Origin of the sequence: Sodalis sp. RH22, assembly GCF_047324165.1 — a bacterium.
Taxonomy (GTDB): Bacteria; Pseudomonadota; Gammaproteobacteria; order Enterobacterales; family Enterobacteriaceae; genus Acerihabitans.
The window spans coordinates 2,789,115-2,810,940 of record NZ_CP178731.1 but is presented as its reverse complement, the minus strand read 5'-3'; the positions used below and the strand labels follow the sequence as shown (position 1 = coordinate 2,810,940).

The window sequence follows — 21,826 nt, the reverse complement described above, 5'->3', positions numbered from 1 at the left end:
AACATGCTACTCTGTTGCTGGGATAAGTACCACCGCCGGTCTGCGCGAGGTGAATAATGCGGTTGGAAAATGGCTGGGTGCCGGGGGTCAGGCACGTGTTGTCGCCGCATTGCGATGAGCGGCCCGCGCACGAGGCGCCATCGCTATTGGTCGTGCATAATATCAGCCTGCCGCCGGGCCGCTTCGGCGGCGGGGATATCGACCGGCTCTTTACCGGCACGCTCGATCCCGCGGCGCATCCCTTTTTCCGCCAGGTTTATCAGTTGCGGGTTTCCGCGCACTGCCTGATTCGCCGCGACGGCGAAATTGTCCAGTACGTGCCGTTTGATAAACGCGCCTGGCATGCGGGCGTATCGACGTTCGACGGCCGGGAACGCTGCAATGATTTTTCCATTGGTATCGAGCTTGAAGGCACCGATAATATCCCTTACACCGACGCGCAGTACCACCGGCTGGCCGCGCTGACCGCCTTGTTGATGCGGCATTATCCGATTACGCCGGCGCGCATTACCGGCCATAGCGCTATCGCCCCGGCGCGTAAAACCGATCCCGGGCCGTCGTTTCGGTGGCAACATTACCTGCGGCTGGTTGCTGCGCGCTGCGGGGACATAAAGAAGGAGAGTCAGGGTTCATGACGCTGTTTACGCTACTATTGGTTTTGGCCTGGGAACGCCTGTTCAAGCAGGGCGAGCACTGGCAGCTGGATCACCATCTGGAACGGGTGTTTGTCCGCATCCGTCATGCCTCCCTGGCCCTGACCGTTTTAATGGCCCTGGGCTGGATGATTATCGTGGCGCTGTGCCTGCGGCTGCTGGCTAACTGGTTTTTTGGCGTGCCGTTGCTGGTGCTGTGGATCATCATTTCCCTGTTATGCATCGGCGCCGGCGGCATCCGTAAGCACTATCGGGCCTATTTGCGGGCCGCGGCCGCCAGCGACGGCCACGCCTGCGACGCCATGAGCGAAGAACTGGCCCTGATCCACGGCCTGCCGGTGGATTGCGATAAAGAGGAGCGTCTGCGCGAACTGCAGAACGCCCTGTTGTGGATAAACTTCCGTTTTTACCTGGCGCCGCTGTTCTGGCTGGTGGTCGGCGGCCCGTACGGTCCGGTGGGGCTGGCCGGCTATGCTTTCCTGCGCGCGTACCAAACCTGGATGGCGCGCCGCTCCACGCCACTCAAGCGCGCGCGTTCCGGCATCGATATGCTGTTGCACTGGCTGGACTGGATTCCGGTGCGTCTGGCGGGGGTGGCCTACGCGCTGCTGGGACACGGTGAAAAAGCGCTGCCCGCATGGTTTGCGTCCCTGGCGGATGTGCATACCGGCCAATATCAGGTATTAACCCGGCTGGCACAGTTCTCGCTGGCGCGGGAACCGCATCTGGACGACGTGCTGACGCCGCGCGCGGCGGTATCGCTGGCGAAAAAAATCACCCAGGTGATTGTGGTGGTGGTGGCGCTGCTGACCATCTACGGCGCTCTGGTTTAACGCCGTCAGCGCCACCGCCCGGCGTGGTTATCCGCCCGGCTAACCCGCGGTGTCCGCCGGTGGTTCGCCAAAGCGGGGCATGCCGTCCTCATCCCAGTCAAAGGCTTTAACCCGGGTATGCCGGTTGGGGTCGTACAACGGATCGCCGGTAATTTCCGTATACGGGCGGGCGTGATAGACCAGCACATCCTCGCCCCGTTCCCCAATGGTAAAGCTGTTATGGCCCGGCCCGAACTGCCGGTGTCGCCTATGGGTGCGGAACACCGGCTGCGGCAGCTTATGCCACTGCGCCGGGTCGGTAATATCGGCGTCGGCGTCGGCCCACAGCAAACCGATACAATAATTCTCGTCGGTAGCGCTGGCCGAATAGGTAATAAACAGCCGTCGCCCGTGGCGGATAAACGCCGGCCCCTCGTTAACCCAAAAACCGATGGTTTCCCACGGCAGTTCAGGACGGCTAATCATCACCGGCGCGGTGTTAAGCGAGGTGGGCGTCGCCAGTTCGGCCAGGTAAAGATTGGAGTTGCCCCGAATAGCCGGATCGTTCTGCGCCCACAGGTAATAATGCTTGTCCCGGTGGACAAAATGCGTCGCATCCAGCGAAAAGGTATCGAGCGGCGTTATGATGCGGCCTTTTTCACGCCATCGCCCGGTTAATGGATTGTCATCGGCGCACTCCAGCGCAAACATACGATGCTGGAACAGCCCGTCGACAATGTCAGGCGTTTTGGCGGCGGCAAAATAAATAATCCATTTCCCGTCGATAACATGCAGTTCAGGCGCCCAGATCAGCGCGCTCATTTCGCCGGTGGCCGGCTTGCGCCATATCACCGCCGGCTCCGCCCGCGCCAGGCCGGCAAGCGTGGTCGCGCGGCGGATCTCCAGCCGGTCGTATTCCGGCACCGAGGCGATAAAATAGTAGTACCCGTCGTGATGGCGGTAGATAAAGGGGTCGGCGCGCTGCTCTATCAGTGGGTTCGGCCAATGTCCTTCGGTCATGATAGCGTCTCCTGTTTATTCCGCGGTTTACGGATGTTTGGTTTCCAGCAGGGAGTCCTCGCGCCAGGCGCCCAGTTCATGATAATTCTCCCGGCGTTTTTCCAGCTCGTCCTGGATTTGCCGCATCAGCCGCCGATCCACTTTCAGCAGCCTGACCACGCCCGCGGTGATAAGGTAACCGACGCCCGGGATCACGGTAAACAGCAGCACGATGCCCTGGACGGCGCCGGGACTTTGCGTGATGGCGTCACCGCGATAGCCATAGGCGGACAGGATAAAACCGACAAAGGCGCCGGCCACCGCCAGTCCGACCTTCAGGAAAAACAAATTACCGGAAAAGCTGATGCCGGTAATGCGTTTGCCGGTTTTCCACTCGCCGTAGTCATCGACGTCCGCCATGAGCGACCAGTGCAGCGGCGAGGGGATCTGGTGCAGGATATTGAGCAGGAAATACATCACCAGGATAAGCGTGGTCAGATGCGGATCAAGGAAATAGAAACCGCAGGAAAACAGCGCCAGGATAATATTGGTCCAGAAAAATACCTTCAGCTTGCAAAAGCGGTCGGTCAACGGTTTGGCCAGCCAACTGCCGATCATCATGCCCACGACCCCCAGGCTGATAAACATACTGGCGAACCCGGAGGTTTTATCCATGGCATAGGTCACGTAGTACATGGTGGCCGCCATGCGGATAAAACCGGGACAAACGTTAAAGAAGGTCAGCAGCAGAATGCGTACCCATTGGTCGTTTTTCCAGATATCGCGCAGATCGGCCTTCAGCGCGTCATGGGTCGGGATCGCCGGTTTAACGCGTTCGCGCACGGTGGCGAAGCAGAATAAAAACATCAGGCAACCGATAATCGATAACACCGTCATCGCCCATTGAAACCCCTTGGCCCGGTTGCCGCCGCCAAACCAATCCACCATCGGCAGCAGGGTGAGCGAAATAATCAACGTCGCCACGCCGACCAGGATAAAACGCCAGGACTGGCAGGAGACCCGCTCCTGCGGATCGCTGGAAATCACTCCGCCGAGTGAACAGTAGGGAATATTAATGGCGGTGTAAATCAGCGACATCAGGAAATAGGTGGCGAAGGCATACACCACTTTGGCGCCGTAGCTCCAGTCCGGCGTGGTGTACATTAAAATGCTGAACACCGCGAACGGCACCGACAGCCACAGCAGATAAGGCCGGAACCGGCCCCATTTGGAGCGCGTGCGATCGGCGATGGCGCCCATGATCGGGTCGGTGACCGCGTCGATAATGCGCACCGACAGCAGCAATACGCCCACCAGGGCCGGCGCCAGGCCGAAAACGTCGGTGTAAAAATAGGCCAGGAACATGGTAATGGAACCCCATACCATATTGCAGCCGGCATCTCCCATGCCGAAACCAATTTTTTCCGTTAATGACAAAGCCTGTGTTTTCATGGATCTACTCTCCGTTGTAAACAAGACATGAAGTACAACAGGCAGTATTGGCCTATTCGGCGTGAAAGGATCGGCAGGATCGGGTTGATGAAATGGACAAACGGGTCATAACGGGAAATTTGTGAAGGCGCCGGCATTTTGTCGCGCAGGCCGGCGGAAAGAACTTTGCGCGGCCAGCCAGGCCGCGCAGAAGGCGGCTTAACGGCTCAGTTCGCCGGACGCGCGCTGATTTTTCTGTTTAAAATAAAAGCCGATGCCGAGCAGGCAAAGCCACACCGGGATCAGGTAGACCGAAATTTCCATGCCGGGGGTCATCAGCATCACCACCAGGATCGCCGCCATAAACAGCAGGCACAGATAGTTGCCGAACGGGTACCACAGCGCCTGGAATTTCGTCACCCTGGCCTGGCGGGCCATGGCGCGGCGAAACTTCAGGTGCGCCAGGCTTATCATGCCCCAGTTGATGACCAGGGCGGAAACCACCAGCGCCATCAACAGGCCGAAGGCTTTTCCGGGCATCAGATAGTTGATCAGCACGCAAACGGCGGTCGCCAGGGCCGACACGCCGATCGCCATGACCGGTACGCCACGACGATCGACCGCCGCCAGCAGCCTTGGGCCGTTGCCCTGGCGCGCCAGGCCGTACAGCATACGGCTGTTGCTGTAGACGCAGCTGTTGTATACCGATAGCGCAGCGGTCAGCACCACCAGGTTAAGGATGGTCGCCACCCAGTCGCTGTTGAGTGCATGGAAAATCAGCACAAAGGGACTGCCGCCTTCCACCACTTTGCTCCAGGGATACAACGACAGCAGAATAGCCAGCGAGCCGATATAAAACAGCAGGATGCGATAGATGACCTGGTTGGTGGCTTTGGGTATGCTTTGCTCCGGGTTATCGGCTTCGGCGGCGGTAATGCCCACCAGCTCCAGGCCGCCGAACGAAAACATGATCACCGCCATCGCCATAATCAGGCCGCTGACGCCATTGGGGAAGAACCCGCCCTGGGCCCAGAGGTTGGTCACGCTGGCGTCCGGGCCGCCGTGGCCGCTTATCAGCAACCAGGCGCCAAACACAATCATCGCGATAATGGCGACGACTTTGATAATGGCAAACCAAAATTCCATCTCGCCGTACACCTTGACGTTGGCGAGGTTGATGACGTTAATGACGATAAAAAATAGTGCCGCTGAGATCCAGGTCGGCAGGCCCGGCCACCAGTAATTCATATAAATGCCCACGGCGGTCAGTTCCGCCATGGCGACCAGTACGTACAGCACCCAGTAATTCCAGCCGGAAGCAAAGCCGGCAAAATCGCCCCAGTATTTATAGGCAAAATGGCTGAACGAACCGGCTACCGGTTCCTCGACCACCATTTCCCCTAATTGACGCATAATGAGAAAGGCGATAAAGCCGCCGATGGCATAGCCCAGGATCACCGACGGACCGGCCATTTTAATCGTTTGGGCAATCCCCAGGAACAAGCCCGTGCCGATCGCGCCACCTAAGGCAATAAGCTGAATATGGCGGTTTTTTAGCCCGCGTTTCAGCGTCTCTCCGCGCTGTTTACCATCCATCGAAAATCCTCTTTTAGTACGGTCTGCGGACCATCCCAGTGTAAAATTGCGGTCTGTAATCCCTGCATTACGTTTTATGTACGTTATATTTTACGTTAGCCGTCGAGCTATTTTTTGTCGCGGGCTGTCGTTGGCACAAGAATAGTGGTATGCAAAAAAGTTTGCACCTGATTTATGGGGTCGGACGGGAAAATACAAAACCCGCATGATCTGACGCATTTTCCAGGAGAGGCGGTAAAAAAAGGATGTTGTAAAAAAAGATGTAGCAACAATGTTATTGTTACACTTTGCCAGGCAATATTTGCTTATTATTTAATCTAAAATATTGGCTCAAACGGTTCAGCTTGGAGGATTGAACGTTGCAAAATGGTTAAATATGTCATTTCTCAAATTCAGTGGATGGAACTGGATAGTTATCAAATTGCAGCACAAGCTTAGTGCAATTGTTTAAATGTGCGGTGTTTCATGATTTAGGTCAAAGCCGTCATGGACAGGAGGTGAATACTTTGTTACTTTAGCGTCACGTTTATGAAATTGGTATTACCAATTGACTCCGCGCCAATCGCAAAGATGATTATAAATGGCCTATAGTAAAATCCGCCAGGCAAAACTTTCGGATGTCATCGAGCAGCAACTGGAATATTTGATTCTGGAAGGGACGTTGCGTCCCGGTGAAAAGCTGCCGCCGGAGCGCGAACTCGCCAAACAGTTCGACGTTTCCCGTCCCTCCCTAAGGGAAGCCATCCAGCGTCTCGAAGGCAAAGGCCTGCTCCTGCGCCGCCAGGGCGGCGGGACATTTGTTCAAAGCAATCTTTGGCAAAGCTTCAGCGACCCACTGGCTGAACTGCTGGCCGAACACCCGGAATCACAATACGATCTGCTGGAAACGCGCCATGCCCTCGAGGGGATTGCCGCTTATTACGCCGCGCTGCGCGGTACGGAAGAGGACCTCGACCGCATTCGCGATTGCCACCAGATTATCCAGCAGGCCCAGGAAAACGGCGATCTCGACGCCGAAGCCGATGCCGTACTGCAGTATCAAATCGCCGTCACCGAAGCCGCCCATAATGCGGTTTTATTGCATTTGGTGCGCTGTATGGGGCCGATGCTGGAAAAAAACGTACGTCAGAATTTTGAATTGCTCTACTCGCGCCGGGAAATGCTGGCGCAGGTGAGCAGTCACCGCGCCGGGATCTTCGCGGCGATAGTGGCACGCGAGCCGGAAAAAGCGCGCGAAGCTTCTCACCGCCATCTGGCGTTTATTGAGGAAATTTTGCTGGACCTCAGTCGGGAACACAGCAGGCGCGAACGATCGCTGCGCCGGCTCCAGCAACGCAAGGACTAAGCCTCCGGCGACGGGAGCTATGCCCTAAATAATTCGAGTTGCAGGAAGGCGGCGACACAGCGAATCCCCGGGAGCTTACTCAAGTAAGCGACCGGGGTGAGTGAGGAATGCCAACGCACCTGCAACTTGAAGTATGACGGGGATAAAACGGCAACGAAATAATGAGCCTGTCTTCGTGTGTTCTAACGCATCGGCGCCAACGAGCACAGGAAGACAGGCTCCAACTAAATCAATTTAATAGCGATAGATAAGGAACACCACCATGTCAGAACGTTTATACAATGACGTGGATCCGATCGAAACACGCGACTGGCTACAGGCGATCGAATCGGTTATCCGTGAAGAGGGTATTGAGCGCGCACAGTTCCTGATTGATCAGGTACTTGATGGCGCGCGTAAAGGTGGCGTCAGCATCGCTGCCGGTGCCTCGGGCCGTAATTATATCAACAGCATTCCGGTTGAAGACGAGCCTGAGTATCCCGGCAATCTGGAATTGGAGCGCCGCATTCGCTCCGCTATCCGCTGGAACGCCGTTATGGCGGTACTGCACGCATCGAAGAAAGATTTGGATTTGGGCGGCCACATGGCGTCGTTCCAGTCGTCCGCCACCATTTATGAAGTCTGCTTCAACCACTTCTTCCGTGCGCGCAACGATCAGGACGGCGGCGATCTGGTGTACTTCCAGGGCCATATTTCCCCCGGGATCTACGCCCGCGCCTTTATCGAAGGCCGCCTGACCGAAGACCAGATGAATAATTTCCGCCAGGAAGTCCACGGCAAAGGCCTGCCTTCCTATCCGCATCCCAAGCTGCTGCCTGAGTTCTGGCAGTTCCCGACCGTTTCCATGGGCCTGGGGCCGATCAGCGCCATCTATCAGGCTAAATTCCTCAAATACCTCAACCACCGCGGCCTGAAAAATACCACCGCGCAGACGGTATACGCTTTCCTGGGCGACGGTGAAATGGACGAACCGGAATCCAAGGGCGCGATCACCATCGCCACCCGCGAAAAGCTGGACAACCTGGTCTTTATCATCAACTGTAACCTGCAGCGCCTGGACGGCCCGGTTACCGGCAACGGCAAAATCATCAACGAGCTGGAAGGTATCTTCGGCGGCGCCGGCTGGGAAGTCATTAAGGTCATCTGGGGCAGCCGTTGGGATGAACTGTTGCGCAAGGATACCAGCGGCAAGCTTATCCAACTGATGAACGAAACCGTCGACGGCGACTACCAGACCTTTAAATCGAAGAACGGCGCCTATGTGCGCGAGCATTTCTTTGGTAAGTATCCGGAAACCGCCGCGCTGGTCAAGGATATGAGCGACGACGAAGTCTGGGCATTGAACCGTGGCGGACACGATCCGAAAAAAGTTTTCGCCGCGCTGCAAAAAGCGCAGAAGACCACCGGCAAGCCTATCGTCATCCTGGCCCATACCATTAAAGGCTACGGCATGGGCGAGACCGCGGAAGGCATGAACATTGCCCACCAGGTCAAGAAAATGAATATCGACGGCGTGCGCTATTTCCGCGATCGTTTCAATCTGTCCCCGGTGGTGTCCGATGAGACCATCGAGCAACTGCCCTATATCACCTTCAAGGAAGGTTCGGAAGAGTATGAATACCTGCATGCCCGCCGCAAGGCGCTGCACGGTTACCTGCCGACCCGCCTGAAGAACTTTACCAAGCCGCTGGAGCTGCCGACCCTGGCGGACTTCGGCGCGCTGCTGGAAGAACAGAAAAAAGAAATCTCCACCACCATCGCTTTTGTCCGTGTACTGAACGTGATGCTGAAGAACCCGTCGATCAAGGATCGCCTGGTGCCGATTATCGCCGATGAAGCGCGTACCTTCGGTATGGAAGGGTTGTTCCGCCAGATCGGCATCTACAGCCCGAACGGCCAGCAGTACACCCCGCAGGACCGTGAGCAGGTCGCTTATTACCGTGAAGACGAGAAAGGCCAGATCCTGCAGGAAGGGATTAATGAACTGGGCGCGGCGTCGTCCTGGCTGGCGGCGGCAACGTCCTACAGCACCAACGACCTGCCGATGATCCCGTTTTATATCTACTACTCCATGTTCGGCTTCCAGCGTATCGGCGATTTGTGCTGGGCGGCGGGCGACCAGCAGGCGCGCGGCTTCCTGATCGGCGGCACGTCGGGGCGCACCACCCTGAACGGCGAAGGTCTGCAGCACGAGGACGGCCATAGCCATATCCAGTCGCTGACCATCCCGAACTGTATCTCCTACGATCCGGCGTACGCCTATGAAGTGGCGGTCATCATGCATGACGGCCTGACCCGTATGTACGGCGAGGCGCAGGAAAACGTCTATTACTACCTGACCACGCTGAACGAAAACTACCATATGCCGGCCATGCCCGAAGGCGCGGAAGAGGGGATCCGCAAGGGTATCTATAAACTGGAAACCCTTGACGGCGCCAAAGGCAAGGTTCAGCTGATGGGCTCCGGCGCCATCCTGCGCCACGTGCGCGAAGCCGCCGGGATCCTTTCCCGGGACTACGGCGTCGGCTCCGATGTCTATAGCGTGACCTCCTTTACCGAACTGGCGCGCGACGGGCAGGATTGTGAACGCTGGAACATGCTGCACCCGGCTGAAAAACCGCGTGTGCCTTATGTCGCCCAGATCATGAGCGATGCGCCGGCGGTGGCCTCCACCGACTATATGAAACTGTTTGCCGAACAAATCCGCAACTTTATCCCGGCCAGCGAATTCCGGGTATTGGGTACGGATGGCTTCGGTCGTTCCGACAGCCGCGAAAACCTGCGTCATCATTTTGAAGTGGATGCGTCTTACGTGGTCGTGGCGGCGCTGGGCGAACTGGCCAAGCGTGGCGAAATCGACGCCGATGTGGTCGCCAAGGCGATCGCCAAGTTCGGCATCGACGCGGACAAAGTTAACCCGCGTTTGGCATAAGAGGTAGAGAAATCAATGGCTATTGAAATTAACGTACCGGATATCGGTACCGATGAAGTTGAAGTCACCGAAGTGCTGGTCAGCGTGGGCGACAAGGTTGATGCCGAACAATCGCTTATCACCGTCGAAGGCGACAAGGCCTCTATGGAAGTACCCTCGCCGCAGGCGGGGGTGGTCAAAGAGCTGAAAGTGGCGGTGGGCGATAAAGTCACCACCGGCAAGCTTATCATGGTCTTTGAAGACCAGGGCGGCGCGACGGAAGACAGCGCGCCGGCCAAGGCCGAGGCGTCAAACGATGCCAAGCCCGCCGAGGCGAAACCGCAGTCGGGCGGCGCAGCGGAAAGTAAAAATGTCGAGGTGCCGGATATCGGCGGCGACGAAGTGGAAGTGACCGAAGTGCTGGTCAAGGTCGGCGATACCGTGGCGGCCGAACAGTCGCTGATCACTGTCGAAGGCGACAAAGCCTCGATGGAAGTCCCGGCGCCGTTTGCCGGTAAAGTCACTGAAATCAAGGTCAATACCGGCGATAAAGTCAGCACCGGTTCGTTGATTATGGTGTTTGAAGTGGCGGGCGCGGGTGGCGCATCCGCCGCGCCGGCCCAGGACAGCAAGCCGGCCGCTGCCGCGCCGGCTCAATCCGGCGGCACGAAAGACGTCAATGTGCCGGATATCGGCGGCGACGAAGTGGAAGTGACCGAAGTGATGGTTAAGGTCGGCGACAAGGTCAGCGCCGAGCAGTCGCTGATTACCGTTGAAGGCGATAAAGCCTCGATGGAAGTCCCGGCACCGTTCGCCGGCACGGTTAAAGAGATCAAAATCAGCACCGGCGACAAGGTTAGCACCGGTACCCTGATCATGGTCTTTGAGGTGGAAGGCGCGGCTCCGGCCGCGGAGAAGACCGAGACCGCCGCCGCCGCGGCGCCGGCGCCCGCATCGCAGGCCAATAAAAACGCCGCGGCGGCGGCCCAGCCTAAAACCGAGGGCAAGAGCGAGTTTGCCGAAAACGACGCCTATGTGCACGCCACGCCGGTTATCCGCCGTTTGGCGCGTGAGTTCGGCGTTAATCTCGGCAAGGTGAAGGGGACCGGACGTAAAGGCCGTATCCTGCGCGAAGATATCCAGGCCTACGTCAAGGATGCGGTAAAACGCGCCGAGGCCGCTCCCGCAGCCGGCGCCGGCGGCTCTCTGCCGGGCCTGCTGCCGTGGCCGAAGGTGGATTTCAGCAAATTCGGCGATACGGAAGAAGTCGAACTGGGCCGCATTCAGAAAATTTCCGGCGCCAACCTGCATCGCAACTGGGTCATGATCCCGCACGTCACGCAATTCGACGAGGCGGATATCACTGAAGTTGAAAACTTCCGTAAACAGCAGAACGCCGAAGCGGAAAAGAAAAAGCTGGATGTGAAAATCACCCCGCTGGTGTTTATCATGAAGGCCGTGGCCAAGGCGCTGGAGGAACTGCCGCGCTTTAACAGCTCGCTGTCCGAGGATGCGCAGAAGCTGACGCTGAAGAAATACATCAATATCGGCGTGGCGGTGGATACGCCGAATGGCCTGGTGGTGCCGGTGTTCCGCGACGTGAATAAGAAGGGTATCTTTGAGCTGTCGCGCGAACTGGCGGAGATCTCGAAAAAGGCGCGTGACGGTAAACTGACGTCCTCCGATATGCAGGGCGGATGTTTCACCATCTCAAGCCTTGGCGGCATCGGCGGCACGGCGTTTACGCCTATCGTCAACGCGCCGGAAGTAGCGATCCTCGGCGTGTCCAAATCGGCGATGAAACCGGTATGGAACGGTAAGGAATTTACGCCGCGCCTGATGCTGCCGCTGTCCCTGTCCTATGACCATCGCGTCATCGACGGCGCGGCGGGTGCCCGGTTTATCAGTTTCATCAACAACGTAATGTCCGATATTCGTCGTCTGGTGATGTAAGCCCGAGGCCGGCCCCAGGGCCGGCCTGATTGTTTAATGTGACGCTGCCGGTTGGGCGCATTTTCCCCCGGCAGGGCAAACAGGTCACGCGCCGTCCGAACCCGCTTTGCAGATTATTAACATTTCTGTAAACTGGTTTTGATGGAGGCGTCCCGGTGGTATCGGCGCGTTATGCCTTTAATTCGTCAGAAAATTAACGCCTTACCGCTGGTCAAACAACTAAGAGGTCATGATGAGTACTGAAATCAAAACCCAGGTCGTGGTACTTGGGGCGGGCCCGGGGGGATATTCCGCCGCCTTCCGTTGCGCCGATTTAGGTCTGGAGACCGTGCTGGTCGAACGTTACGCGACACTGGGCGGTGTTTGCCTGAACGTGGGCTGTATTCCTTCCAAGGCGCTGCTGCATGTCGCCAAGGTGATTGAAGAAGCAAAAGCGCTAAGCGAAAACGGCATCACCTTTGGTGAACCGAAAACTGATATCGATAAAGTACGTACCTGGAAAGAACGGGTTGTCAACCAGTTGACCGGCGGACTGACCGGTATGGCCAAAGCCCGTAAAGTGAATGTTGTGCACGGCGTGGGTAAATTTACCGGCGCCAACACCCTGGTGGTGGAGGGCGAAAAAGGCACCACCACCATCAATTTCGACAATGCGATCATCGCCGCCGGCTCGCGGCCGATCACCTTGCCGTTTATTCCCCATGACGACCCGCGCGTATGGGATTCCACCGACGCGCTGGCGCTGCGCACCGTGCCGGAAAAGCTGCTGGTCATGGGCGGCGGCATTATCGGCCTGGAAATGGCCACGGTGTATTATGCGCTCGGCTCCAAAATCGACGTGGTCGAAATGTTCGATCAGGTGATCCCGGTGGCGGATAAGGATATCGTCAAGGTCTACACCAAACGCATCAGCAAGCAGTTCAACCTGATGCTGGAAACCAAGGTGACCACGGTGGAAGCCAAGGAAGACGGCATTTACGTCACCATGGAAGGCAAGAAGGCGCCCGCCGAGCCGCAGCGCTACGATGCGGTGCTGGTGGCTATCGGCCGCGTGCCGAACGGCAAGCTGCTTGACGCCGGCAAGGCCGGGGTGGAAGTGGACGATCGCGGTTTTATCCGCGTCGATAAACAGCTGCGCACCAATGTGCCGCATATCTATGCCATCGGCGATATCGTCGGCCAGCCGATGCTGGCGCACAAAGGCACTCACGAGGGCCACGTGGCGGCGGAAGTTATCGCCGGCAAGAAACATTACTTCGATCCCAAGGTCATCCCCTCGATTGCCTATACCGAGCCGGAAGTGGCCTGGGTCGGCGTGACCGAAAAAGAAGCGAAGGAAAAAGGCATCAGCTACGAAGTGGCCACCTTCCCCTGGGCGGCGTCCGGCCGCGCCATCGCTTCCGACTGCCAGGACGGCGTCACCAAGCTGATATTCGATAAAGAAAGCCATCGGGTGATCGGCGGCGCGGTGGTCGGCGTCAACGGCGGCGAGCTGCTGGGCGAAATCGGCCTGGCCATCGAGATGGGTTGCGACGCTGAGGATATTGCGCTGACCATCCATGCCCATCCGACGCTGCACGAATCGGTCGGCCTGGCGGCGGAAGTGTATGAAGGCAGCATTACCGACCTGCCGAACGCCAAGGCCAAGAAAAAGAAATAATCAAGTCTGATTAAGATTGGCTGATGGCTCCCTCAGCTCAGGAGCCGCGCCGGAAATCTAGAAAAATTTTTATACTGTGCAAAAATCCGGGAAAGTTTGCGTTCCTGGATTTTTTTACGCCTATTTTGCCTGGTCCTGCTCTTATCCCCCTTGGAAGCTACCCGAAATCCTCTCTTTGATTAAAGGTTTTCAAGATTATTAAAGATCGGGCAGCGGGCCTTGGAACATACATTTCAATAAACCAGGCATCCGTGGCATAACAGCACATCACGCCCGGCAAGCGTGGCCTGACATTGCATGACATAGCCATGCAGGTTTTACCACCACCCGACGCATCTGCAAATACTGTTATTTTTCAGTGGAATCGCAGCGCAGATATATTAAGAGAAGTCGAAATCCATAATCAGGCTGGATGCCGGTTATACTTGGCCTCCGGGTAATAAAGTTCCGAGCGCCACTAATTTAGCTAACGCATTCCGGAGAAGCGTCCAATCTGAATACAGAATAGTTTTGTCTCTGATCACAAATTTAAGCATGATCGTCTCGAATTGCATATATTAGCAGAGGATAACATAGAGATACTAAATTTTGAAATTGATTAGAATGCAACCAAATGCCATACTCACTGAATATAAACACTTAATATAGCCATGGAATATAAGCATTGTCATATGCCTTTATCCATCTATTTAATTAGAGATGTTATATGAGGTAAGCATAATGGAAATATTAAATAACTTTGCATTTGATGAATTACCGGCAACAAGTGATCTCACTGGTAATTTTGAAGCCAGAATATGTTATGCGCAAAATATTACGTTGTATCAAAGAGCAACCCCGCATGATATCCGTCCGCGTTTGGTGGCCCAACGAGATACCCTATTACTGGTACAGCCCCGAGTAACGCTTCCGCCATCGATTTCCGTAACTGGAACGCGTGCTGATGGCGTTAGACTCGGTGTTTTGGACCTGGTACCCCCTGCTCAGTTGCCGACGGTTGATTCACCTGCTATCACAAATATAATTTATGCTCGCAATATGTGGTCGGTTATATTACCCGCGACTTGGATAAACCCTGGTCTAAGGCTTTTATTTGAAGCCGGCAATCAATCTGGTAGTCTAAATAATATTGTTATTGGTGCTCCCAATGAAGTGATTATCCAAACAATCGATATCGGAATGTTGGTAACCCCCCGCGATCGTTTTGATTTTGCTAATCAGCCCAGTTTACATCGAGATTATTATCAAAAAATTCCCGTTAGCCGTCTTATTGTTGGAGAATACGAACCCATCCATCTTACACGTGTAGTCATGCCAAATGGTGTCATCTATACAAGCCAATCGGCGGACAATGGTAGTTGGCATACAGGGGATATGCGTGAATATATTGGTAAGTTTCTGATATCCCAAGGTATCAATTGCGCAAATTATGGTATTAATAGCTCTGATGGGTCTATTGAAATACCGGATAATTATGTTGCATTTCAAATTACTGCGCATAATTCACGTGGGCGCTATCAGAATGGAATTATAGTACATGGTGGAAGCGGTGGAAATGGAATGCTTACTATCGAAGATTCTTCAGGAGAAGAATGGAGTCATGAAGCAGGCCACGCATATAGCCTCGGTCATTATCCTGGACAATGGCGAGGTTCATCCCATCAACGCCCTAGTGTTAATGGTGTTAACGCCGCATGGGGTTGGGATCGCGATCTTAACCGATTTATCGCCAACTTTTTCTGGGATAAAGGAGGAAACCAAAATTGTTGCGGCGGTAGTATTCCCCCCTTCCAAGGCAACCGTTTTAATACTGATGTGATGGCATCAGGACATGCAAGTTCTCCTTTATCTTATTATGCGTTACATACGCCATATGTCCTTAATGTCATACAAAATTTTATTGAGCGGCACGCTGTTTTCTCAAGCAGTTCACCGACTGGTTTTAAAATTTGGGATCCACAAAGTCTGAGATATATTAATTACGTTAACTATGTCAGGCCACCTAGTGTTATTATTTCCCATCAAGCGCAGTTTAATGCTATAGCCAATGATACCAGTGGCAACTTTATCAGAACACAGCTTATACGCATGGGCATTGTGCAACTAATACCCAGTAACGGTAATTGGATTCGTAATGTTCATCTCCCTACGGCAGACGCACAACTCGAGGGTAGCATCGTTTGGGTAGATAGTGATGCACAATCAGATATGTTTATTATTATTGGTAATCAATCTCATCGAGTCTCATACAGGAATAGTAGTATTTTTATAGTAAGAAATAGGAATTGGATAATACTCGCTGACAATTTACCCTTTAACTCGAATACTCTTGAGATTATTTTACAACAAGAAGAAAAGAGAGCGTGCCCCCATCGTAATAAAAATAATTGTGAAGATAAATGCGATTGTGAGCGTGGCTGCGGTTCAGTGTCAAATAAAAATGAAGGAGATTTTGAAAATGCCAATTGTGGCGTTAAAACTGTAAATGGCTTAATTGATCCAAATGTCATGTTGCCCTTTTATCCACCTATTTACACAGATGATACTATTTATCGCATCGACACTCAACAACAATTGACGCGGCTGGGGAATGATCCTTCTGGTGCTGAACTAAGCAATATTTTACAAAGATTTCAAGAAGTTGAAATTATAGTTCGTGATGGTGCATGGACCAGTAATATTAGCTTTCCTGCTGCAAGAGCGATTAGCCTTGGTCGGATTATTTCTTTCACTAACCGGGCAACATGGGACGTGACGGTGATGGTTAATAATACTCCCATTATCTATAGAACTGGAGATTCGACACGCTATGTGGCTGAAAATAATCTTTGGCACTCGCGTGAAAAAAATGATGCGTTAGGAACGCGGGTACCTCGCCAATTTGGCGTTCCGGTAACGACGGTAGTGGGTTATTATGACCCCGAGAGAATTCTACCTACAACTATTTATCCTGCATTGCATGGTGGTTATGGTTTTATTTATTCTTCCTCCCAAAATGTCAGTCCGCTTGAATGCTATTTGCGGGTGACTACGTCAACAGATATTATTCATTATCAATTAGCAAGAGGCCGTATTAACCCTGCTGGAATGAATAAATTCCATATCAATATCAGGCAGATAGACCGGACCGCCAGAGCGGATATTATTATAAGAAATGTTATTGTTACCTCGTTAACGCTCAACCCTCCAACAACCAGATTGGGTTACACAGTCAATGGATTATCCTCTCGTTCAATGAAGTTTATAAATGGCAAGGCTAATATTAATGAATTAAATAATTTCCCGGAGAAATTATTTGGTTACTTAGCGGAAAATTTTACTGTCAATATTCAGCTCACTAAGACCGATCGGTTGGATATGTTGAAATTGCCTCCTTTCGCGTACAATGGTCAACGTGTGGAGATCGCAGGAAATTCGGGTTCTCCAACAAACGTGATTTTAGACGATAAACAGCAATATATTATTGCGCGTGGTGAAGTCGCAAAATTTATTTTTATAGAGGATGCCTGGCAAAAGGAGATAGATAGCCCAATGAGTTCTCAGGAAAACGCCGCTCTGAATACTGAAAATGATTTATCGTCAGATACCTAAAATCGGCACTCATAGCCGACAACTTCGGGTATATTGGCTGCGATGAGTGCATTTTAATTCAGGTCAAGACTTTTTAAAAACGAACTGAGGTAAATTTTGAATTAACGCACTTATCCATTTATTGTGGCATCCAAAAATTCGATGCTGCCTATGTTGCTTTCGGGTAGGCGTCCACATCGTATTTTTGGCAACGGTCTGTAGTTGTAACTATAAAATAGTGTTAATTTAACACAGTAAAATCAGCGCCATAGCCTTAACGTTTCAGCTAAAAATTATGTTGCTTAGTTGTAAACAAATTAACAGTGCGGTTAAATTCTGATAGACTGCCGAGAGCAATAAAAGTGAGCAATGACTTATTAAAGCGAGGAGATCGTCGTGCTAGAAGACTACCGTAAGCACGTGGCCGAACGTGCTGCCCAGGGGATTGTGCCAAAACCTCTTGACGCTGCGCAAATGGCGGCGCTGGTGACACTGCTGAAAAATCCGCCGACCGGCGAAGAAAATTTTTTACTGGATCTGTTAACTAACCGTGTTCCCCCAGGCGTAGACGAAGCGGCCTATGTCAAGGCCGGTTTCCTGGCCGCCGTCGCCAAAGGCGACGCGCACTCTCCGCTGCTTACGCCCGCCCGGGCGGTTGAATTGCTCGGCACCATGCAGGGCGGATACAATATCCAGCCGTTGGTTGACGCGCTGGATAGCGAGACCCTGGCGCCGATTGCTGCCGATGCGTTGAAACACATGCTGCTGATGTTTGACAGCTTTTTTGATGTTGAAGCCAAGGCCAGGGCCGGCAATGTCCACGCTCAGCGGGTGATGCGGGCCTGGGCCGACGCCGAATGGTTCCTGTCGCGCCCTGCGCTCGCGGAAAAAATCACCGTGACGGTATTTAAAGTCACCGGTGAAACCAATACCGATGACCTGTCGCCGGCGCCCGATGCCTGGTCCCGGCCGGATATTCCGCTGCACGCCCTGGCGATGCTGAAAAATGCCCGCGACGGTATCGATCCCGATCAGCCCGGCAGCGTCGGACCTATCAAACAAATTGAAGCGCTGAACCAGAAAGGCTTCCCGCTGGCCTATGTGGGCGATGTGGTCGGCACCGGCTCCTCGCGCAAATCCGCCACCAACTCGGTGCTGTGGTATATGGGCGACGACCTGCCTTACGTGCCGAATAAGCGGGGCGGCGGCGTGGTGCTGGGCAGCAAGATTGCGCCGATTTTCTTTAATACCATGGAAGACTCGGGCGCGCTGCCCATCGAGGTTGATGTCTCCGAGCTGAATATGGGCGACGTGATTGATATCTATCCGTTCAAGGGGGAGATTCGCGCCCATGATACCGACCGGCTGCTGGCCACCTTCGCGCTCAATACCGAGGTGCTGGTGGACGAAGTGCGCGCCGGCGGCCGCATTCCGCTTATCATCGGCCGTGGATTGACCGCGCGCGCCCGTGAATCCCTGGGCCTGCCGCCCAGCGAAATATTCCGCCATGCCCGGGCCGTGGTCGCCAGCGACAAGGGATTTACCCTGGCGCAGAAAATGGTCGGCCGCGCCTGCGGCGTGGAGGGCATCCGCCCCGGCCAGTATTGCGAGCCTAAAATGACCTCCGTCGGCTCGCAGGATACCACCGGCCCGATGACCCGCGATGAGCTGAAGGATCTGGCCTGCCTGGGCTTCTCCGCCGATCTGGTTATGCAGTCGTTTTGCCATACCGCCGCCTATCCGAAACCGGTGGATGTGGAGACCCACCATACCCTGCCGGACTTTATCATGAACCGCGGCGGCGTTTCGCTGCGCCCCGGCGACGGTATTATCCACTCCTGGCTGAACCGTATGCTATTGCCCGACACCGTCGGCACCGGCGGCGATTCCCATACCCGCTTCCCCATCGGCATTTCGTTCCCGGCGGGTTCCGGCCTGGTGGCGTTTGCCGCCGCCACCGGCGTCATGCCGCTGGATATGCCGGAATCGGTCCTGGTGCGTTTCAAGGGGAAGATGCAGCCCGGCATCACGCTGCGCGATCTGGTGCACGCCATTCCGTATTATGCCATCCAGCAGGGACTGCTGACGGTGGAAAAGAAGGGTAAGAAGAACATCTTCTCCGGCCGTATTTTGGAAATCGAGGGCCTGCCGGAGCTGAAGGTGGAACAGGCGTTTGAACTGGCGGACGCCTCGGCGGAACGTTCGGCGGCGGGTTGTACCATCAAATTGGATCAGGCGCCGATCGTCGAATACCTCAGTTCCAATATTGTGCTGCTGAAGTGGATGATAACCGAAGGCTACGGCGATCGCCGCACCCTGGAGCGCCGCATCAAGGGCATGGAAAGCTGGCTGGCCGATCCTCATCTGCTGGCGGCGGATGCCGACGCGGAATATGCCGCCGTGATTGAAATCGATCTGGCGGATATCAACCAACCGATCCTGTGCGCGCCGAACGACCCGGACGATGCCCGTCTGCTTTCCGAGGTGGCCGGCAATAAAATCGACGAAGTGTTTATCGGCTCCTGCATGACCAACATCGGCCACTTCCGCGCGGCGGGTAAATTGCTTGACCAGCACAAAGGCCAGCTGCCGACCCGTCTGTGGGTGGCGCCGCCGACCAAAATGGATGCCGCCCAGTTAACGGAAGAAGGCTATTACAGCATCTTCGGTAAAAGCGGGGCGCGCGTCGAGATCCCCGGCTGCTCATTGTGCATGGGCAACCAGGCGCGTGTGGCCGAAGGCGCGACGGTGGTTTCCACCTCTACCCGCAACTTCCCCAACCGATTGGGCAACGGCGCGGATGTCTACCTGGCTTCGGCGGAACTGGCGGCGGTAACCGCGCTGCTGGGACGTTTACCAACGGTGGAGGAATATTTGCAGGCCATTGCTCTGGTGGATAAAACCGCTGCCGATACGTATCGCTACCTGAACTTTGACCGGTTGACGGAGTATACCGACAAAGCCGACGAGGTGATTTTCCAGACGGCGGTGTAACTGGGTAATGCCTGGGATACGCAAACGTAACCCCCGGCGCTTCGATCCCACGGCCAGCCATTGCGGCTGGCCGTTTTTTTAGGGTTGAAAAGCAGAAGCGACTTTAAATTTTCAACGTAAGCTATGTGAAACAACCACCGCAATTCTAAAGTGGGCAAATAGGGTTTATATTTTATGTCACTTTTGATTTACCCGATAAAGTGCAAGGCACGGAGGTCTCTCTATGAATGCAGGCGTTTATCCTTGTTTATTAGCGAACGGCGCAAATTGCGCGCCGGGCGATAATTCCGCACAAAGTTATACCGGCGTTAATCGAATAGGGAATATTTTGAAAAATGTTTCCCATTCTGCAATTTCCTTGCAAAACCTGCCGGTCTCTTTTCCTTTTACTCTGCCGGACGCGCCACCTTGCGCGACGCCCGGAAATGATCACCATGAAGCGACCTCCGCTATGCCGCTGGATCCTGACGCGATGGCGGAAATAGTATTAGCCCGCAAAGATAAAATTATGTATGCCGGGCATTATGCCGCAAGAGGGCGTAAGCAGAAAAGAGAAACCGAGTTGGAAGCAGCCCTGGCGCTCGCCAATAATAATCCGTACGGAGAAGTACCGTTAATTTATGCGGCCAGCGTGGGCATGGGCGAAGTGGTCAAAATGTTTATATCGCAAGGGGTAAGCGTTGAAATAGCCGCAATCAGATGGCCGCATAAAGGGATGTTGCCGATACATGTCGCCACGGTTAATAACCAAAGTGCAGTGGTGGAAATATTACTGGATGCCGGCGCTCAGATCAATGCATGCTGGGTGGGGATGACGGCGTTAATGCTTTCTGAAGAATTCGCCGAGAGTGATATTTCAGTCACCCGGCTGCTTCTGGACAGAGGCATCGATTATGACGCCAGGGATTTTAAGGGCAACACCGCCCTGATGTATGCCGCGCGCTTGAATCTTTATGATCATTTTATGGCGATATTCGCTGCAGGCGCGGACCTTTGGTTGCTGAATAACCGTGGCGAGAGCGTATTTTTGGTGGCTTCACGCGCCTGTGATATGCGCATTGCCGCTTTTTTGCTGGCGCAAGGCGCGGATGTCAATGAAACCGACAATACCGGTTCGACGGCCATGGATTCCGCAAGGGCCATGCATCAGCTGGATATGATTACGCTATTGACGCAAGCGTATCAGAGTAATGACGCGGCGCCGGCGACGGCCGCTGTCGAGACCACCCGTCGCAAGCCGCCGACCACCAGCGCGCCTGCGCCGCCGCAGACTATCCTGCGCCCGCGCGGACGCTCCCCCGGCATTGTACCGCAAACCGGGCTGCCCCATACCCCGGCCAGGCCCGGCATAAGCGACGATATTCCAGACCGGCCCGCGGAACCGCTGACCCCTTTTATGATGGCGGCGAAAAAAGACGATTTGAAATTGATCGATGCCCTGCTGGCAAACCGGACGGATATTAACGAAGTTAACGCCATTGGCCGTACGGCGCTGATGCAAAGCGCCGAACGCGGCGCCAAGGTGACGGTCAATGCGCTATTGCTACGCGGCGCGAACGCTACGCTCGTTGATAATAACGGCCGGGACGCACTATTTTACGCCGCGCGGCGCGGTCATACGCCGGTTATGGCGTTGCTGCAACATCATAGTGCCGCGACGTCCGGCGCCGCGGGTCCCTCCGGCATTAACGGCATAAGGTTTGCTAATTTAATCAATAAAATAAAGCGTTTGAGCCAGTTATTTTTCCAGTAGCTGTGGCTTTTTTCAGGGATAGGTTTTTGTTCGCGGCCAAACGGGTTATACCAATGGTTTATACCTGGCGATGTGGCTGAAGGGCGGGCCGGCGCGTCATTCTCCGCCCTTTAACGCTCACGAGCGCGGTAAAACACAACATAGCTAAC

Annotated in this window: 12 protein-coding genes; 9 read left to right on the top strand and 3 right to left on the bottom strand. The window is 54.5% G+C overall.

The annotated features are described in order from the left end of the window. Positions 1–56: 56 nt before the first annotated feature. A complete protein-coding gene (ampD, locus tag ACL2XN_RS12865) occupies positions 57–635 on the top strand; it encodes a 1,6-anhydro-N-acetylmuramyl-L-alanine amidase AmpD (RefSeq protein WP_413722146.1) in 579 nt (192 codons plus the stop codon). Then, the gene (gene ampE, locus ACL2XN_RS12860) at positions 632–1,486 is read left to right on the top strand and encodes a beta-lactamase regulator AmpE (protein WP_413730928.1); all 855 of its coding nucleotides are present in this window, start codon (positions 632–634) and stop codon (positions 1,484–1,486) included. Before ampD ends, ampE begins: the two co-directional genes overlap by 4 nt. Positions 1,487–1,525: 39 nt before the next feature. Here ampE and ACL2XN_RS12855 read toward each other — a convergent pair whose 3' ends face one another. From ACL2XN_RS12855 to ACL2XN_RS12845, 3 genes are all read right to left on the bottom strand, one after another. Next, entirely contained in the window at positions 1,526–2,485 is a 960-nt protein-coding gene (locus ACL2XN_RS12855; protein ID WP_413730927.1) for a family 43 glycosylhydrolase, read from the bottom strand. 27 nt (positions 2,486–2,512) lie between these two features. Continuing rightward, positions 2,513–3,916 carry a glycoside-pentoside-hexuronide (GPH):cation symporter gene (locus ACL2XN_RS12850; protein ID WP_413730926.1) on the bottom strand — a complete coding sequence of 468 codons (1,404 nt, stop codon included), beginning with the start codon at positions 3,914–3,916 and terminating at the stop codon, positions 2,513–2,515. 198 nt (positions 3,917–4,114) lie between these two features. Beyond that, positions 4,115–5,491 (bottom strand): amino acid permease, encoded by a 1,377-nt coding sequence (locus ACL2XN_RS12845; RefSeq protein WP_410016396.1) that lies wholly within the window; start codon positions 5,489–5,491, stop codon positions 4,115–4,117. Between the two features lie 580 nt (positions 5,492–6,071). Here ACL2XN_RS12845 and pdhR point away from each other — a divergent pair. From pdhR to ACL2XN_RS12810, 7 genes are all read left to right on the top strand, one after another. After that, complete coding sequence (gene pdhR, locus ACL2XN_RS12840) at positions 6,072–6,836, top strand: pyruvate dehydrogenase complex transcriptional repressor PdhR (protein ID WP_162363949.1); 765 nt, start codon at positions 6,072–6,074, stop codon at positions 6,834–6,836. A 262-nt stretch (positions 6,837–7,098) separates the two neighbouring features. After that, on the top strand, positions 7,099–9,768 hold the full coding sequence (aceE, locus tag ACL2XN_RS12835; protein WP_410016395.1) for a pyruvate dehydrogenase (acetyl-transferring), homodimeric type: 2,670 nt from the start codon (positions 7,099–7,101) through the stop codon (positions 9,766–9,768). A gap of 15 nt (positions 9,769–9,783) precedes the next feature. Then, complete coding sequence (gene aceF / locus ACL2XN_RS12830) at positions 9,784–11,700, top strand: pyruvate dehydrogenase complex dihydrolipoyllysine-residue acetyltransferase (protein WP_413722147.1); 1,917 nt, start codon at positions 9,784–9,786, stop codon at positions 11,698–11,700. A 232-nt stretch (positions 11,701–11,932) separates the two neighbouring features. Beyond that, positions 11,933–13,360, top strand: coding sequence for a dihydrolipoyl dehydrogenase (lpdA, locus tag ACL2XN_RS12825; RefSeq protein WP_413723545.1), 1,428 nt, complete (start codon positions 11,933–11,935; stop codon positions 13,358–13,360). Positions 13,361–14,080: 720 nt separating this feature from the next. Further along, a complete protein-coding gene (locus ACL2XN_RS12820) occupies positions 14,081–16,951 on the top strand; it encodes a M66 family metalloprotease (protein ID WP_413730925.1) in 2,871 nt (956 codons plus the stop codon). Between the two features lie 375 nt (positions 16,952–17,326). Next, entirely contained in the window at positions 17,327–19,924 is a 2,598-nt protein-coding gene (gene acnB / locus ACL2XN_RS12815) for a bifunctional aconitate hydratase 2/2-methylisocitrate dehydratase (RefSeq protein ID WP_410016392.1), read from the top strand. Positions 19,925–20,375: 451 nt separating this feature from the next. Continuing rightward, complete coding sequence (locus ACL2XN_RS12810; protein ID WP_413727142.1) at positions 20,376–21,677, top strand: ankyrin repeat domain-containing protein; 1,302 nt, start codon at positions 20,376–20,378, stop codon at positions 21,675–21,677. The last annotated feature ends 149 nt before the right edge of the window (positions 21,678–21,826 follow it).